The following is a 14953-nucleotide window of genomic DNA, read 5'->3' on the forward strand; positions in this document are numbered from 1 at the left end:
CAGGCCCTGATTCCAGACACGAAAAAGCCGGCTCGCGATGAGCCGGCTCCTGCATGTTCCGGATCCGTTCGAAAACGTCTAGAACGACTTGCTGAGCGTACCCACGAAAGTTGAGTCGCAGATATCGGTGCCACCGCACGCGGTGCTGTCCAGATCGGTGTCGACATAGGCGACCGACCAGTCCAGGCCCACGAAGGATGTGCCCAGGGAGATCGACCAGTCGGCGTAGTCCTCAAAGTACAGATCTTCCTTGTCGACCATCTGGTAGCCGGCGTGCGCGCCCAGCGTCAGATAATCGTTGAGCGGAAACTCGAAGCTGGTGTTGTAGTAGAAGGCGTCGCCCGACTCATTGTAGAAATCGTCGCTGTAGGACACCGACAGCGACGCGGTCATGTTGTCGTCACTGTAGGTGATGCCCGGCGTGTATTCCCAGAAATCGATCTCGTTGTTGTCGCCGGCCGTGCTCGCACCCGGGTAGTAGTAGTAGAGCACGTTGAAGTCGAGCGCCCAGTGATCGGTCAGGGCGAAGCCGTAGCCCGCGTAAAAGTCGATTTCGGCCTGCGCGCCGTTGTCGCCGGTGACCGGGCTCGGATTGAAGTTATCGACATTGGACGCCCAGGTACCGACATAGAAGCCGCTGTCCAGCGCGTAATCGAACCCGCCTTGGATCGCGAAATCCCGGTCGGTCTGCGATACGCCGCGATAGCGGTAGTCGGTGGTGAAGGCGATGTTCGCACTGGCATCGGCGGCCAATGCGCTGACGCTACCCATGCTGACGACCATGGCGGCCGACGCGATCAGTAGTTGTTTTTTCATCTGTGGCTTTGCTCCCTTTACAAAAAATCTCGATACGAGAAACCCGAAACCGATTGAGGCCGTTGGCCGGGGCTGCGCAGATCTATGCAGAAGACGTGCCAAACCAGTGCGGACAGGCATCGGCGACGTGCTGTGCGCGCGATTTCGGCGCAGGGCGCGAGGTTGATATCCAGCAAAAGAGACAGATGGAGAACGACGCGCGGGCGCGGCCGCACGCATCAGGAAATCGCGATGATCGCTATGAATCTATGGTGTTGCGCGATCCAGCTGCCTGAAGCCGATGGCTTCGGCAACGTGGGCCTGGCCGATACGTGGCGCACCGGCCAGATCGGCAATCGTGCGGGCCACGCGCAGGATTCGATGATAGGCGCGTGCCGAGAGTCCGAGCCTCGCGATGGCCTGCTCCAATATGGAGCGTGCACTGTTTTCGAGCAGACAGAATGCGTCGATCTCGCCCGGCCCCATGGCGGCGTTGCGGTCGTGACCGCGCTGCGCCGCGAGGCCACGAGCCGTGCTCACCCGCGCTCGTACCTGAGCGCTGGTTTCGGCGGCAGTCTGTCCGGCATTGCCCATGAGCACGTCACGGGCAACCGGAGCTACGTTCAGATGCATGTCGATGCGGTCCAGCAGCGGCCCGGATATGCGGCCACGATAGCGTTCGATGCGTTCCGGCGTGCAGTGACAGCGTCCGGAGGCGTCGCCCAGATAGCCGCAGGGACAGGGATTCATGGCTGCCAGCAGCTGGAAGGCGGCCGGAAATTCGGCCTGGCGCGCCGCACGCGAGATCACGATATGACCGGATTCGAGCGGCTCGCGCAGCACTTCCAGCACGCTCCGATCGAACTCGGGTAGTTCGTCTAGGAACAGCACGCCACCGTGCGCCAAGGTGATCTCGCCCGGTCGCGGCGTCGAACCGCCGCCGACGAGCGCCACCCCGGACGCGGTGTGATGTGGGGCCCGGAACGGGCGCTGCCCCCAGCGTTCGGGGTCGAAACCGCCGACGGATATCGACGCCACCGCCGCGACTTCCAGAGCCAGCGCCTGGGCCATGTCCGGCAACAGCCCCGGCAGACGCGACGCCAGCATGGTCTTGCCCGCGCCGGGCGGGCCGATCAGCAAGAGTGAATGACCGCCAGCGGCGGCGATTTCGAGCGCGCGCTTGGCCTGAGACTGTCCGCGTACATCGGCCAGATCGCCACCGCTGGCTTCGGGCCGGATACCGGTCACGGCCTCGGGCTGTCGCCAGAGAATCTCGCTACCGGCCAGACTCGCGGTGACCTCACCGAGATGTGATGCCGCGCGTACGCCCTGCTCGCCGGCCAGCGATGCTTCGGCGGCGTTGTCGTCGGGCAGCACGAGACTGCGTCCGGCCGCCTGGGCGGCGAGTGCGGCGGGGAGCGCGCCACGGACCCGGCGCAGCGCGCCCGACAGCGACAGTTCGCCGAGGAATTCATATCCGGCCAGTGCGGCGGCCGGAATCTGGGCGGAGGCGGCGAGAATGCCCAGCGCGATCGCCAGATCGAAGCGCCCGCCTTCCTTGGGCAGATCGGCCGGCGCGAGATTGACGGTGATCCGCCGGGTGGGAAACTGATAACCGCTGTTGACGATGGCCGCGCGTACCCGGTCCTTGCTCTCCTTGACCTCGGTTTCGGGCAGACCAACGATGGCCAGCGCGGGCAGCCCGCCCGCCAGATCGACCTCGACCGCCACCGCCGGCGCGTGCAGACCGGTCTGCGCGCGACTATGGACGCAGGCCAGCGCCACCGATCAGGCCTTGCGCTCGGCCTCGAGAGCGGCCAGACGCTGTTCCATCGCGTCGAGCTTGCGCCGGCTATGCGCCAGCATTTCCCGTGCGGCTTCGAATTCCTCACGCGGCACCAGATCCAGCCGCGCGAGCTGGCTTTGCAGGATGGCGCGGAAATTGGCGTGCAACTCGTCGCGTATCGGCCCGACTTGGGGCGGCAGGGCCTGCGACAGGCGCGTGGCGAGGTCTTCGATCGACGGCATGTATTGATGGCTTGCGCGGAGGCTGAACACACAGCATGCCCTGCCCTGATCTAGCACGCAAAACCACGCTGCACTGTTTTTGTGCAAACGGGTTTGGGCGCCTTTCCCGCCGTCGTTCCGAAAACAACAAATTTCTCCGCAAGCATATGATTTTATTGGCTTGGCACGGTGAGTGCTTAGACAGCTGCGCAATATCTCGCTTGCACGCTAATCACGCTTGATGCCGCGGCAGCGATAGTCGATTGGATCGCGTCAGCTCTGGAGGACGTCATGAAGTTGATCTCAGCGGTGATCAAGCCATTCAAGCTCGATGAGGTGCGTGAAGCATTGTCGGAAGTCGGCGTACAGGGCATCACCGTGACCGAAGTGAAAGGCTTCGGCCGGCAGAAAGGTCATACCGAACTCTATCGCGGCGCCGAGTACGTTGTGGATTTTCTACCCAAGGTGAAGATCGAGGTCGCCGTCGGCGACAGCGAACTGGAGGCGGCGGTCGACACCATCTCCCAGGCAGCCCACACGGGCAAGATCGGCGACGGGAAGATCTTCGTCTGCACGCTGGAACAGGTCATTCGTATACGGACCGGCGAAACCGGTGCTGAGGCACTCTAGAAAGGAGAGTCCTGCCATGTCGTTCAAGAACACGTTTGCAAGAATTCTCACCGGCGGCACCCTGTTCGCCCTGCTGGCGCTGGCGACCCCCATCGCGTTCGCGCAGGACACGCCGACTCTGGATTCGGGCGACACCGCCTGGATGATCACCGCGACCGCGCTCGTACTGTTCATGACCATTCCCGGCCTGGCGCTGTTCTATGGCGGCATGGTGCGGGCCAAGAACACCTTGTCCGTACTCATGCAGTGTTTCGCCATCTGCTGTCTGGCCACGCTGATCTGGGCGCTGTGGGGCTACAGCCTGGCGTTCGCCGAGGGCACGCCGTGGATCGGCGGGCTGGGCAAACTGTTTCTGGCCGGTGTGACCGTCGACAGCCTGAGCGGCACCATTCCCGAGACCGTATTCATGGTCTTCCAGATGACGTTCGCGATCATCACCCCGGCGCTGATCGTGGGCGCCTTCGTCGAGCGCATGAAGTTTTCGGCCATGCTCTGGTTCATCGGCATCTGGCTGACCGTCGTCTACGCGCCGATCGCGCACTGGGTCTGGGGCGGCGGCTGGCTGGGCGGCATGGGCGTACTCGACTTCGCCGGCGGCACCGTGGTGCATATCAACGCCGGCGTGGCCGGCCTGGTCTGCGCGCTGGTGCTCGGACGTCGTTCCGGCTTTCCCAAGACGCCGATGAAGCCGCACAACCTGACCTACACCCTCATGGGCGCTTCCATGCTCTGGGTCGGCTGGTTCGGCTTCAACGCCGGTAGCGAACTGGCCGCCGACGGCACCGCGGGCATGGCCATGGCGGTCACCCAGATCGCCACCGCCGCGGCGGCCCTGACCTGGATGTTTCTGGAATGGGCCCGCCACGGCAAACCCAGCGTGCTGGGCATCTGTTCGGGCGCGGTCGGCGGTCTGGTGGCGATCACCCCGGCCTCCGGTTTTGTCGGCCCGATGGGGGCCATCGCGGTCGGCTTCGGCGGCAGCTTCTGTGCCTTCTATGCGGTGACCATGCTCAAGGGCCGTATGGGCTACGACGATTCACTCGACGCCTTCGGCGTCCACGGCGTGGCCGGTGTGGTCGGCGCCATCCTGACCGGCGTGTTCTGTGCCCCGGCGCTGGGCGGCGCAGGCTTTTCCGATGCCGTCAGCGGCATGGGCGGACAGCTGGTCGCCCAGTGCGTCGGCGTGCTGGCCACGGTCGTCTACGACGCCATCGCCACGGTCATCATTCTCAAGGTCATCGACGTGCTCATCGGCCTGCGGGTTTCGCCCGAGGACGAGGACACGGGCCTGGATCTTGCTTTGCACGACGAGCAGGCCTACGACCTTTGAAGGCCGGTATCCACGACATGACAGACATATCGCACTGCCGGGCCCCGCAGGCAGTGCTCATCCAGTCCCGATCGAGGGGTCAACAGGGAGACAACCGCGCTTCGGCGCCGGTGCGATACCGGCCTACCGCGCGGTCTTACGCAGCCATGCATGAGCTACAGGAGTTTTATCAATGAAACTGATCGCAGCCGTAATCAAGCCATTCAAGCTCGATGAGGTCCGTGAAGCGTTGTCGGAAGTGGGGGTGCAGGGCATCACCGTGACCGAAGTCAAGGGCTTCGGCCGCCAGAAGGGCCACACCGAGTTGTATCGCGGCGCCGAATACGTCGTCGATTTTCTGCCCAAGGTGAAGATCGAGGTCGCCATCGAGGAGACCGAACTCGATGCCGCCGTGGAGGCCATCTCCAAGGCCGCACACACGGGCAAGATCGGCGACGGCAAGATTTTCGTCACCGCGTTGGAACAAGCCATCCGTATCCGTACCGGTGAAACCGGCAAGGACGCGCTCTAAGCGTCTTTCACGCCAGATATTTCGAGGGAATTTTTACGTCATGGAAAACAATATTTTCGAGTTGCAGTACGCAATCGATACCTTCTATTTCCTGGTCATGGGGGCCCTGGTCATGTGGATGGCCGCCGGTTTCAGCATGCTGGAAGGCGGACTCGTTCGTGCCAAGAACACGACCGAAATCCTGACCAAGAACATCGCGTTGTATTCGATCTCCTGCATCATGTACATGATCTGCGGCTACATGATCATGTACGACGGCAATCTGTTCCTGAACGGTATCGCCGGCGGCGACACGCTGGTCGCCGATGCGCTCAAGGCTTCGGCAGAGAATGGCTTCGGCGGTGATTCGGTGTACGCCGGCGCTTCCGACTTCTTCTTCCAGGTCGTGTTCGTCGCCACCGCCATGTCGGTGGTGTCGGGTGCGGTGGCCGAGCGCATGAAACTGTGGGCGTTCCTGGCGTTCGCTGTAGTCATGACCGGCTTCATCTATCCGCTGGAAGGCTCCTGGACCTGGAACGGCGATTCGGTGTTCGGTCTCTACAACCTCGGCGATCTGGGCTTTTCCGACTTCGCCGGCTCCGGCATCGTGCATCTGGCCGGCGCCACCGCCGCGCTCGCCGGTGTCCTGCTGCTCGGACCACGCAAGGGCAAGTACCGGGCCGACGGCACCGTCGCCGCCATTCCCGGTGCCAACCTGCCGCTGGCTGCACTCGGCACGCTGATCCTGTGGATGGGCTGGTTCGGCTTCAACGGCGGGTCCGTGCTCAAGCTCGGCGATATCGCCAGCGCCAACTCCGTGGCCATGGTGTTTCTCAACACCAACACCGCCGCCGCCGGCGGCCTGGTCGCCGCCCTGCTGCTCGCGCGGGTCATGTTCGGCAAGGGTGACCTGACCATGGCGCTCAACGGCGCGCTGGCCGGTCTGGTGGTGATCACCGCCGAACCGTCCACCCCGACCCCGCTGGTCGCCACGCTGTTCGGCGCCGCCGGCGGCATCCTGGTGGTGTTGTCGATCCTGTTCTTCGACAAGATCAAGCTCGATGATCCGGTCGGTGCCCTGTCGGTCCACGGTGTCTGCGGCCTTCTCGGCCTGATGGTCGTGCCGTTGACCAATCCCGACGTGACCTTCACCGGTCAGATCGTGGGCGCGATCACCATCTTCGTGTGGGTGTTCATCGCCAGCCTCATCGTCTGGGGCATCCTCAAGGCCGTGTTCGGCATCCGTGTCTCGGAAGAGGAAGAGGCCGAGGGTGTGGATCTGGGCGAGTGCGGCATGGAAGCCTATCCGGAGTTCACTTCCGGCGGCAGCCGTCGCTCGATGCAGTAACCATCCCGGCGATCATTCGCCAGGCATCGGAGGCCCCGGAAACGGGGCCTCTTTTTTTTGCCCGGCGTTCGGAAGCCGACACTTTCGTCACGAACCAAACGCCACTTCATTCGCAGGCACCGTCTCGGTGCGGTTCGATATACTTGCGCGCAACTTTCCCTCGACTGGATGCTCGCGATGCCCTTTGCAAAGCCTTGGCGGCGCCTGCTGCTGTTGTGTGTCTGCCCGCTGCTGCTGGCCATTGCCCCCGCGGCGCTGGCGGCCGAGCCCATCGACAAGGCCGACACCGCCTGGGTGATGACCACCACCGCGCTGGTGCTGTTCATGACACTGCCGGGGCTGGCTCTTTTCTACGGCGGCCTGGTGCGGGTGCGCAACGTGTTGTCGGTGCTCATGCAGTGCTTTGCGGTTTGCGCGCTGGCTTCGCTGCTGTGGTTCGCGGTCGGCTACAGCCTGGCGTTTTCCGACGGTAACGCTTTCATCGGCGGCCTGGACAAGGCTTTTCTCAACGGCGTCGGTCTCGACACCACGGTCGGCAGCATTCCGGAGTCGGTGTTCGCCCTGTTCCAGATGACCTTCGCCGTGATCACCCCGGCGCTGATCGTCGGCGGCTTCGCCGAGCGTTTTCGTTTCTCCACGCTGCTGGTGTTCACGGCCCTGTGGCTGCTCGTGGTCTATGTGCCGGTCACCCACTGGGTCTGGGGCGGCGGGTGGCTGGGCGCCATGGGCCTGCTCGATTTTGCCGGCGGCACCGTCGTGCATATCACGGCCGGCGTGGCCGCCCTGGTGGCGGCGATCGTGGTCGGGCCACGCAACGGTTTTCAGAAGACCGCCATGGCACCACACAACCTGACCATGACGGTATCCGGCGCCGGCATGCTCTGGGTCGGCTGGTTCGGCTTCAACGGCGGCAGCGCGCTGGCCGCCAACGGCCAGGCCGGCATGGCCATGCTGGTCACGCATCTGTCCGCCGCGGCGGGCTGTCTGACCTGGATGGCGGCGGAATGGATTCGCTTCGGCCGACCCAGCGTGCTGGGTATCGTCACCGGCATGGTCGCCGGGCTGGGCACCATCACCCCGGCATCGGGCTTTGTCGGGCCGGGCGGTGCGATCGTCATCGGCATCATCGCCGGCGTGGTCTGTTTCGGCGCCACCCTGTTCGTCGAGCGGCGACTGCGTATCGACGATTCGCTCGATGTGTTCCCGGTACACGGCGTGGGCGGTATCGTCGGCACGCTGGCAGCGGGAATATTCGCCTCCACCCAACTGGGGCCGTTCGCCGGCCACGGCTACGCCGACGGCATTCAGAGCATGGCCCATCAGTTCGGCGTGCAACTGCTGGGCGTGGTGGCCGTATTTGCCTATACCGGCATCGTGACCTGGGCGATCCTGAAGGTGCTCAATCCGCTGATGGGGCTGCGCATCGACGCCGACGGCGAACAGGTGGGTCTGGATATATCCGAGCACGAGGAACGCGGCTACGATCTGTGACGGCGCCCGCGCCCTCGGGTGTTAGACTCGGGTCAACTTAGAATAAGGAGCCGCCCCCATGAAAATGGTTACCGCCGTAATCAAACCTTTCCGCCTCGACGACGTGCGCGAGGCACTGGCCGAGGTGGGCGTGCACGGCACGACCATGACCGAAGTCAAGGGATTCGGACGCCAGAAAGGCCACACCGAGCTCTATCGCGGCGCCGAGTACGCGGTGGATTTCCTGCCCAAGGTGAAGCTCGAAGTCGCGGTATCCGACGACCGGGTCGACGCGGTCGTGGAGGCGATCATCGATGCGGCCAAGACCGGTCAGATCGGCGACGGCAAGATCTTCGTTCACAGCCTGGAGCAGGTGGTGCGTATCCGCACCGGCGAAACCGACCGCGACGCGATCTAGCCAGCACATCGCCGGGTTATAACCCACACACGCGCGCCGCGACGTCGTGAGTCTGTTTACGGCGCGCGCGCTGGCGATCGGCGCGATCGGCCCGCTGGAGTTCCAACTCGCGGCCGGTCAGTGTCTTGCCCTGTCCGGACCCTCCGGCGCCGGCAAGACCCGGCTGCTGCGGGCGATGGCCGATCTCGACGCCCATCAGGGCGTGTGCCTGCTCGACGGTCGACCCGCCGCCGGATTCGCCGCGCCCGACTGGCGCCGACAGGTCATGTATCTGGCTGCGGAATCGGCCTGGTGGGCCGATACCCCGGCTGAACACCTGCCCGCCCTCGACGCGGACCTGAATGCCCGGTTGAGCGAACTCGGGCTCACACCCGAACTGATCACCAGGTCGCTGGCACAACTGTCGTCCGGCCAGCGACAACGTCTCGCGCTGCTGCGTCTGCTCGCCGGCCGGCCGCGGGTGCTATTGCTAGACGAGCCCACCGCCAATCTCGACGCCGACAACGTGGCGCGCGTGGAACAGGCAATCGCCGCCTACTGTCGCGGGCAGGGCGCCTGCGCGGTGTGGGTCGGGCACGATATCGCGCAACTCGATCGTGTCGCGGGCGCACGCATCGGGCTCGACGCGATCGGTAATCCGATCGCCAGCGCATCCTGACATGCAGCTGATTTCACTGTCGTTTTTCGATCTCGGCCTGGCCTCGATTGCGGTGCTGGCGCTCGCCGCCACCCTCGTCATCATGCGGTTGGGGCTCGCTCGTACGCTGTTGATCGCCGCGCTGCGCACCACCGCGCAACTGGCGCTGGTCGGGCTGATCCTGGACGCGGTGTTCGCCCAGCGACAGCTGATCTGGATCGCGCTGATGGCACTGGTGATGCTACTGCTGGCGGGACGCGAAGCCGCGTCGCGCCAGAAACGCCGGTTTGTCGGCGGCTATGGCTTTGCCGCGGGCACCGCGTCGATGTTCCTGTCCGCCTTCGTCACCACCGTGGCCACACTGACGCTGGTGATCCGGGTCGAGCCCTGGTATACGCCGCAGTATGCGATTCCACTGCTGGGCATGCTGCTGGGCAACACCATGACCGGTATCGCGCTGGCGCTGGATCGGCTGACCCAGGAGGTATGGCGCAGTGCGCCGGTGATCGAGACCCGACTGGCGCTGGGCGCCACCGCCGGCGAAGCGATCGGCGATATTCGCCGCGACGCCATGCGCGCCGGCATGATTCCAATGCTCAACGCAATGGCGGCGGCCGGTATCATCAGCCTGCCCGGCATGATGACCGGCCAGATTCTGGCCGGCAGCCCGCCCTGGGACGCGGTGAAATATCAGATCCTGATCATGTTCCTGATCGCCGCGGGCACCGGCTTCGGCACCCTGCTGGCGGTGACCCTCGGCGCCCGACGGCTGTTCGACGAGCGTCATCGCCTGCGGCTGGATCGTCTGCGCGCCGCCTGAGCGAGCGACGCTGCCCATCAGGCCTGGGGGCTGAGCAACCGGCCGACGATTTCCTTGCACCGCTGCCATACGCCGCGCCGACGCCAGGCCTGCAGATCGACCTGTTCGCAGCGGCCGCGATCGTGATCGAAATCGGCAGCCAGTTTGGCGAAGGTGGGCGCATCGATCACGCTCAGGGCGATTTCATCATCCTTGCCCATGGAGCGATGGTTGAAATTGGCCGACCCCACCACCGCGACCGCGTCGTCGAGCAGCACGATCTTGGCGTGCAGCATGGTCGGCTGAAAACGATACAGCTTGACGCCGGCCTCGAGCAGCGACTCGTAGGCGTCTTCGCCGGCCATGCGGGCCACCGCGGAATCGGTATAGGGGCCAGGCATCAGGATCTCGATATCGACACCGCGCCGTGCGGCGTTGCAGAGCATGTCGATGGTGGCACGATCGGGCACGAAATAACCGGTGGTCACACGCAGGCGCTTGCGCGCGATGCTGATGACCAGCCGCAGCAGCGTGGCGATGTCGCTGTAATTGACCGCCGCCGATGTGCGCAGGACCTGGATCGCGGCGTCGCCGGCCGGCTCGGCGGCGGGCAGCAGCCAGCGATCCTCGAAGCCACGCGCGCCCGACTCGATCCAGTTCGACACGAAAGCGCCGCGCAGCCCGTCCAGCACCGGCCCCTGCAGCTGGAAGTGGGTCTCGCGCCATTCCTGTGGATTGCGCGCGTCGCCGTCCCATTCGGCGGCAATGCCGACGCCGCCGGTAAAGCCTATTTCGTTGTCGACGAGCAAAATCTTGCGATGAGTTCGGTTATCGATCTGCCAGAAGCGCCAGCGCGCGGTGGGCCGGAACCACTGTACATCGGCGCCCGCGCCCTCGAGCTGTTCGAGTACGGCATCGGGCATGCTGTGGGCGCCGAAGGCATCCAGCAGCACGCGCACGCGCACGCCGGCACGGGCGCGCTCGGCCAGTACGTTGCCAAAACGCTCGGCGACGTCGCCCTGCCAGTAGATGAAGGTCAGAAAATCGATCGACTCGCGCGCGCCCTCGACCGCCGCGATCATCGCCGGAAATATCTCACGGCCGTTGACGAGCCGCTCCACCCGATTGCCGTCGGTAAACGGAATGCCCAGCGTGCCCTCGAGCGCGCGGCGATATGCCTGCGGGTCCGCTAGCTCGGGTCCGGTATCGTTTTCGCTCATTCGAAGGGCCTTACTCGTTCTCGCAGCCAACACCCTAACTGCAATGGTCCGAAAATGAGCATTGCCAGAATCAGCATCAACAGCGCCTGCCCCGGCACATGCACGATCAACGGCCGCAGCCAGCGATCGTGCAGGCCCAGAAACACACGCCGGCGCGCGCCCAGTACCGGCGCCAGCGCCACATCGACGGCCAGAAAGGGCTGCCAGCTTTCGGCCAGCGCAATACCGGCCATGCGCCAGCACACGCGGATGCTCGCGCGCGCCCCGCAGCGGCGCATCAACTCGCGCAGCAGGCGGAAGTAAGGCATCAGCGCCAGACGCCGGGTATCCCGCTGGCGCGAATAGACAGCCGGCGCCTGTTCGAAGAACGCCGGCACGCGGGCCAGATGCATCGCCATGATCAGCGCCATCAGCAGATAGCGCGAATACTCGCCCTCGCGCCGAAAACGCCGCGCCGAGGTGACCAGCTCGTGCTCCAGCAGGAGCCAACGGCCGCGCCCCTCGATCGCGGCGGCCATGCGCTGGTCTTCCAGAAACGCCATGCCGGTATCGAAGCCACCGATGGCTGCGAACAGATCACGGTGCAGCACCAGCCCCTGATCGCCGTTGATGGTATGACGGCGCCCGCTCGCGGTCTTGGCTTCCAGATAGCGATAGAAAAACCCTCGCCGGTTGCCGCAGCCGCTGAAACGCAACGGGAAATGCCCGGCACTGTCTGCCGCCCCGGCGGCCATCAACTGCCGGATCGCGCCGGCGAGCTGATCGGTACGGGTCAGCCGGCTGTCGGCGTGCAGAAAACACAGCCAGTCGCTCGTGGCGACGGCAGCGCCCGCGTTCATCTGCACACCGCGTCCGGCGGGCGACTCGATGACGGTGGCACCCGCTGCGCTTGCGCGTTCCCGGCTGGTGTCGGTCGAGCCGCCATCGGCCACCACGATCTGCAGCCGGACACCGCGCTGGGCGTGCAGATCGGCGATCAGCGCGCCCAGCGCTTCGGCCTCGTCGATGACCGGTAAGACCACGGCGATCGACGGATCGCTTGCGATCAGCCGGCTTCCTGGGTGGTATCGCCCTGCGAGCAGCGCTCGAAATCAGGCATGTGCTGCTGCAGGAACGCCGGAATACGCCGCTCGAGCCAGTAGACCGGCTCACCGAACCGGCCGGCGGCGACGAAACCGACATGGCCGCCATGGGACGACAGCTCGAAGCGGATCGCGGACGACAGATCCGCTTGCGTGGGAATGATCGCGGGGGTCATGAACGGATCGTCCTCGGCGTGCAGAATCAGCGTCGGCGTACGGATATGCTTGAGAAACGGGCGACTGCTGGAGCGCGCGTAATAGTCGTCGGCATCCTTGAAGCCGTTGAGCGGCGCGGTCACGGCATTGTCGAAGGACGGAAAATCGCGCAGCGTCTTGAAGTCCGGCCGCGGATACGGCGCTTCCATCACGCTGAACTTGTGCTCGTAGGCTTCGCGCAGGCCGTTGATCATGTGGGCCTGGTAGACGCGCGACAGCCCGTGCTGGATCGCCTCGGCGCAGCATTTGAGATCGTAGGGTGAGGACACGGCGACGGCACAGGCCAGCGGCGCATGGCGCCCCTGCTCGCCCAGATACTTGAGCAGCACGTTACCGCCCAGCGAATAACCCACCGCGGCCAGCGAGGCGCGTGGGAAACGTTGCCGGACGTGCTGCACGACCGTATCCAGGTCGCCGGTCTCTCCCGAATGATAGCTGCGCGGCAGGCGATTGGGTTCGGCCGCGCCGCGGAAATGCAGCAGCACGCCGCGCGCGTCCCGGGCGTCGGCCTGACGCAGCAGACCGCGCGCATACTTGGATTCGAGCGAGCCGTTGAGGCCGTGCAGCACGATCACCACCGGGGCATCGTCAGCGAGACCGCGCTCGGGCAGCCAGGACAGATCCAGAAAATCGCCGTCGTCGAGTTCGAGGCGCTCGCGCTCGATCTCGAGCGGCGGCGAGGGCCGGAGCTTGGATGCGAAAACCGTCTGGGCGTGCGCGTTGCGCAACCAGAACGCCGGGTTGAAATCGCTACGAGTCAGCATGGAGGAATTCTAACCGACGGTTCGTGCAGAACCGATGACATGATGTATGCATTATACATCGGCTACCGTGTCAGCATGTCCTTGAGATAACCGCGACCAAGATGCCCCATCTGCCGCTGGATCCAGGCCGAATGTCTTTGCACATAAGGACCGGGCGAGGCGGCATCATAGCGCTCGGGGGCCGGCAATACCGCCGCGAGCGCAGCGCACTGGCCGGTACTCAATTGCGCGGCCGTGGTGCCGAACAGGCGGTCGGCCGCGGCGCCGACACCGAAAACGCGGTCATCGAACTGGGCGATATTAAGATAGACCTCGAGGATGCGCCGCTTGGACCAGAGCACCTCCATCCACACGGTGATATAGGCCTCGATGGCTTTGCGCACATAGCTCTTGGCCGGCCACAGAAACAGGTTCTTGGCGGTCTGCTGGGTGATCGTGCTGGCACCGCGGATGGTGCCGCCCTCGGCATTGTCGGCGAGCGCATCGCCGATCGCCGACCACACAAAGCCGTGATGTGTCGGGAACGTCTGATCCTCGGCCGCGACCGCGGCCAGCGGCATGCACGCCGCGATCTCGTCCATGTCCGCCCATTTGTAGAAGAGGGTCGGACCGGTCGAACCCTGCGCCCGTTCGGTCTCGAAATGCACCCGGAGCATATATGCCGTGACCGGCGGATTGACCCATCGAAACAGCAGCACGATAACCGCCGGCGCGAGTGCGATCGCGACGACGGCTATCAATACATAGCGCAGGAATCGATTTCTGAGGAAGATCAATAGTTGCTGTTGCCACCACTGCCGTAGTTGCTGCTACCGCTGTTCTGGCTGCCACTGTTCTGGTTGTTGTTATTGCCGCCGCTGGCGCCGTCGTTGTCCTGAGCATCGTAGTTGCCCTGCTGCACGGTCACACCGCTGCCGCTATCGTAGGGCTGGGCCTGGCCTCGGCCGTTGATATCGCTCGTGCCGCCGGAGCCGCTGGTGCTGCTACCCTGGCCCGAATTGGTCGATTCCATGCTCGTGCCCTGCGTGGCAGCGGCGCGATCAAAATCGTCGGAGGCCGGCATGTAGCGGTCCAGCGTATAGACGAAGCGCTGCCCGGGCTGCGGAATGGCCGAGTGATTGTTGCTGCGCAGAATGCTGAGCGCGTCGATACCGGCCTTGTCGTAGAACAGCCAGTTGGCATCGCGATCGATACCGATCTTGCCGCCTTCCAGCGACACACCGGCGAACAGGCCACGTGCGCGCGAATAGGAATAGACCTCGGCGTCGAAGCCCAGGTTGGTGGCGGCACCGGCACTGCGCCCGACCGGGCCGGCCGCGACGGCGGCGTCGGCGCCCAGGCTGATCTGGCCGCTGGCGATCTTGTCGATGCTGCGCTGGGTCTTGAACACCAGAATGATGTCCGACGACGAGGCGCCGATCTGCCAGCCGATGGAGCCGCCAGTCAGGGTCACGAAGGTGGGGTTCGACCAGCTGCCGTCGGCGGTACGCACCGACAGCACGCCCTTGCCTCGGCGTCCGCCGAGCACGAAGCCGACCTTGAGTACGCTCGGGATAACGGCGATGCCGTAGGCCTGACCCAGCAGGGCCGGCGGAATCGCGTTCTCGGGAATATCCACGAACTGGCGCACCACGGTGGTGGCATCGTCGAGTTTCTGTTCCTGCTCGGAGGCTGCCAAGGCCGCGCTGGAGGTGGCGAGCATCGTCACGGTCGCCAGTAGCGCCGTCATCCATTGTTTCATCTGTGC

Annotated in this window: 16 protein-coding genes; 8 read left to right on the top strand and 8 right to left on the bottom strand. The window is 64.7% G+C overall.

Annotated elements, in window-relative coordinates; all coding sequences use genetic code 11:
- Positions 1 to 78 precede the first annotated feature (78 nt).
- From ACFOSU_RS05600 to ACFOSU_RS05610, 3 genes are all read right to left on the bottom strand, one after another.
- On the bottom strand, positions 79 to 816 hold the full coding sequence (locus ACFOSU_RS05600; protein WP_380687323.1) for a TorF family putative porin: 738 nt from the start codon (positions 814 to 816) through the stop codon (positions 79 to 81).
- Positions 817 to 1062: 246 nt separating this feature from the next.
- A complete protein-coding gene (locus ACFOSU_RS05605) occupies positions 1063 to 2580 on the bottom strand; it encodes a YifB family Mg chelatase-like AAA ATPase (protein WP_380687325.1) in 1518 nt (505 codons plus the stop codon).
- Between the two features lie 3 nt (positions 2581 to 2583).
- On the bottom strand, positions 2584 to 2823 hold the full coding sequence (locus ACFOSU_RS05610) for an accessory factor UbiK family protein (protein WP_380689170.1): 240 nt from the start codon (positions 2821 to 2823) through the stop codon (positions 2584 to 2586).
- Positions 2824 to 3093: 270 nt separating this feature from the next.
- On the opposite strand from ACFOSU_RS05610, the gene glnK (ACFOSU_RS05615) reads away from it, so the two are divergent.
- The 8 genes from glnK (ACFOSU_RS05615) to ACFOSU_RS05650 all read left to right on the top strand — a co-directional run bounded on the left by glnK (ACFOSU_RS05615) (position 3094) and on the right by ACFOSU_RS05650 (position 9945).
- Positions 3094 to 3432, top strand: coding sequence for a P-II family nitrogen regulator (glnK, locus tag ACFOSU_RS05615; protein ID WP_380687327.1), 339 nt, complete (start codon positions 3094 to 3096; stop codon positions 3430 to 3432).
- Between the two features lie 16 nt (positions 3433 to 3448).
- Positions 3449 to 4762 carry an ammonium transporter gene (locus ACFOSU_RS05620; RefSeq protein WP_380687329.1) on the top strand — a complete coding sequence of 438 codons (1314 nt, stop codon included), beginning with the start codon at positions 3449 to 3451 and terminating at the stop codon, positions 4760 to 4762.
- A 172-nt stretch (positions 4763 to 4934) separates the two neighbouring features.
- Positions 4935 to 5273, top strand: coding sequence for a P-II family nitrogen regulator (glnK, locus tag ACFOSU_RS05625; protein ID WP_380687332.1), 339 nt, complete (start codon positions 4935 to 4937; stop codon positions 5271 to 5273).
- A gap of 40 nt (positions 5274 to 5313) precedes the next feature.
- Positions 5314 to 6600, top strand: a complete 1287-nt coding sequence (locus tag ACFOSU_RS05630) for an ammonium transporter (RefSeq protein WP_380687334.1) — start codon at positions 5314 to 5316, stop codon at positions 6598 to 6600.
- A 177-nt stretch (positions 6601 to 6777) separates the two neighbouring features.
- Positions 6778 to 8091: an ammonium transporter gene (locus tag ACFOSU_RS05635; protein WP_380687336.1), complete on the top strand. Its 1314-nt coding sequence runs from the start codon at positions 6778 to 6780 to the stop codon at positions 8089 to 8091.
- Positions 8092 to 8149: 58 nt separating this feature from the next.
- A complete protein-coding gene (locus ACFOSU_RS05640; RefSeq protein ID WP_380687338.1) occupies positions 8150 to 8488 on the top strand; it encodes a P-II family nitrogen regulator in 339 nt (112 codons plus the stop codon).
- A gap of 46 nt (positions 8489 to 8534) precedes the next feature.
- Positions 8535 to 9146, top strand: coding sequence for an ABC transporter ATP-binding protein (locus ACFOSU_RS05645; RefSeq protein ID WP_380687340.1), 612 nt, complete (start codon positions 8535 to 8537; stop codon positions 9144 to 9146).
- Between the two features lies 1 nt (position 9147).
- Entirely contained in the window at positions 9148 to 9945 is a 798-nt protein-coding gene (locus ACFOSU_RS05650; RefSeq protein ID WP_380687342.1) for an ABC transporter permease, read from the top strand.
- A 17-nt stretch (positions 9946 to 9962) separates the two neighbouring features.
- Here the strand turns inward: ACFOSU_RS05650 and ACFOSU_RS05655 are convergent, their stop codons facing one another.
- The 5 genes from ACFOSU_RS05655 to ACFOSU_RS05675 form a co-directional block, all read right to left on the bottom strand.
- Positions 9963 to 11144 (bottom strand): phospholipase D-like domain-containing protein, encoded by a 1182-nt coding sequence (locus ACFOSU_RS05655; RefSeq protein WP_380687344.1) that lies wholly within the window; start codon positions 11142 to 11144, stop codon positions 9963 to 9965.
- A complete protein-coding gene (locus ACFOSU_RS05660; protein ID WP_380687346.1) occupies positions 11141 to 12166 on the bottom strand; it encodes a TIGR04283 family arsenosugar biosynthesis glycosyltransferase in 1026 nt (341 codons plus the stop codon). Before ACFOSU_RS05660 ends, ACFOSU_RS05655 begins: the two co-directional genes overlap by 4 nt.
- A gap of 23 nt (positions 12167 to 12189) precedes the next feature.
- Positions 12190 to 13206 (bottom strand): hydrolase, encoded by a 1017-nt coding sequence (locus ACFOSU_RS05665; protein ID WP_380687348.1) that lies wholly within the window; start codon positions 13204 to 13206, stop codon positions 12190 to 12192.
- Between the two features lie 62 nt (positions 13207 to 13268).
- Positions 13269 to 13982 (bottom strand): monofunctional biosynthetic peptidoglycan transglycosylase, encoded by a 714-nt coding sequence (mtgA, locus tag ACFOSU_RS05670; RefSeq protein WP_380687350.1) that lies wholly within the window; start codon positions 13980 to 13982, stop codon positions 13269 to 13271.
- Positions 13979 to 14947 (bottom strand): lipid-binding SYLF domain-containing protein, encoded by a 969-nt coding sequence (locus ACFOSU_RS05675; RefSeq protein ID WP_380687352.1) that lies wholly within the window; start codon positions 14945 to 14947, stop codon positions 13979 to 13981. Before ACFOSU_RS05675 ends, mtgA begins: the two co-directional genes overlap by 4 nt.
- Between the last annotated feature and the right edge of the window lie 6 nt (positions 14948 to 14953).

Origin of the sequence: Salinisphaera aquimarina (genome assembly GCF_042643355.1) — a bacterium.
GTDB lineage: Bacteria > Pseudomonadota > Gammaproteobacteria > Nevskiales > Salinisphaeraceae > Salinisphaera > Salinisphaera aquimarina.

What these genes read in the sequence shown, in the direction of transcription:
- ACFOSU_RS05600 (WP_380687323.1), bottom strand. Translation starts at nt 816, where the DNA reads ATGAAAAAACAACTACTGATCGCGTCGGCCGCCATGGTCGTCAGCATG.
- ACFOSU_RS05610 (WP_380689170.1), bottom strand. Translation starts at nt 2,823, where the DNA reads ATGCCGTCGATCGAAGACCTCGCCACGCGCCTGTCGCAGGCCCTGCCG.
- glnK (WP_380687327.1), top strand. Translation starts at nt 3,094, where the DNA reads ATGAAGTTGATCTCAGCGGTGATCAAGCCATTCAAGCTCGATGAGGTG.
- ACFOSU_RS05620 (WP_380687329.1), top strand. Translation starts at nt 3,449, where the DNA reads ATGTCGTTCAAGAACACGTTTGCAAGAATTCTCACCGGCGGCACCCTG.
- glnK (WP_380687332.1), top strand. Translation starts at nt 4,935, where the DNA reads ATGAAACTGATCGCAGCCGTAATCAAGCCATTCAAGCTCGATGAGGTC.
- ACFOSU_RS05630 (WP_380687334.1), top strand. Translation starts at nt 5,314, where the DNA reads ATGGAAAACAATATTTTCGAGTTGCAGTACGCAATCGATACCTTCTAT.
- ACFOSU_RS05635 (WP_380687336.1), top strand. Translation starts at nt 6,778, where the DNA reads ATGCCCTTTGCAAAGCCTTGGCGGCGCCTGCTGCTGTTGTGTGTCTGC.
- ACFOSU_RS05640 (WP_380687338.1), top strand. Translation starts at nt 8,150, where the DNA reads ATGAAAATGGTTACCGCCGTAATCAAACCTTTCCGCCTCGACGACGTG.
- ACFOSU_RS05650 (WP_380687342.1), top strand. Translation starts at nt 9,148, where the DNA reads ATGCAGCTGATTTCACTGTCGTTTTTCGATCTCGGCCTGGCCTCGATT.
- ACFOSU_RS05655 (WP_380687344.1), bottom strand. Translation starts at nt 11,144, where the DNA reads ATGAGCGAAAACGATACCGGACCCGAGCTAGCGGACCCGCAGGCATAT.
- ACFOSU_RS05665 (WP_380687348.1), bottom strand. Translation starts at nt 13,206, where the DNA reads ATGCTGACTCGTAGCGATTTCAACCCGGCGTTCTGGTTGCGCAACGCG.
- ACFOSU_RS05675 (WP_380687352.1), bottom strand. Translation starts at nt 14,947, where the DNA reads ATGAAACAATGGATGACGGCGCTACTGGCGACCGTGACGATGCTCGCC.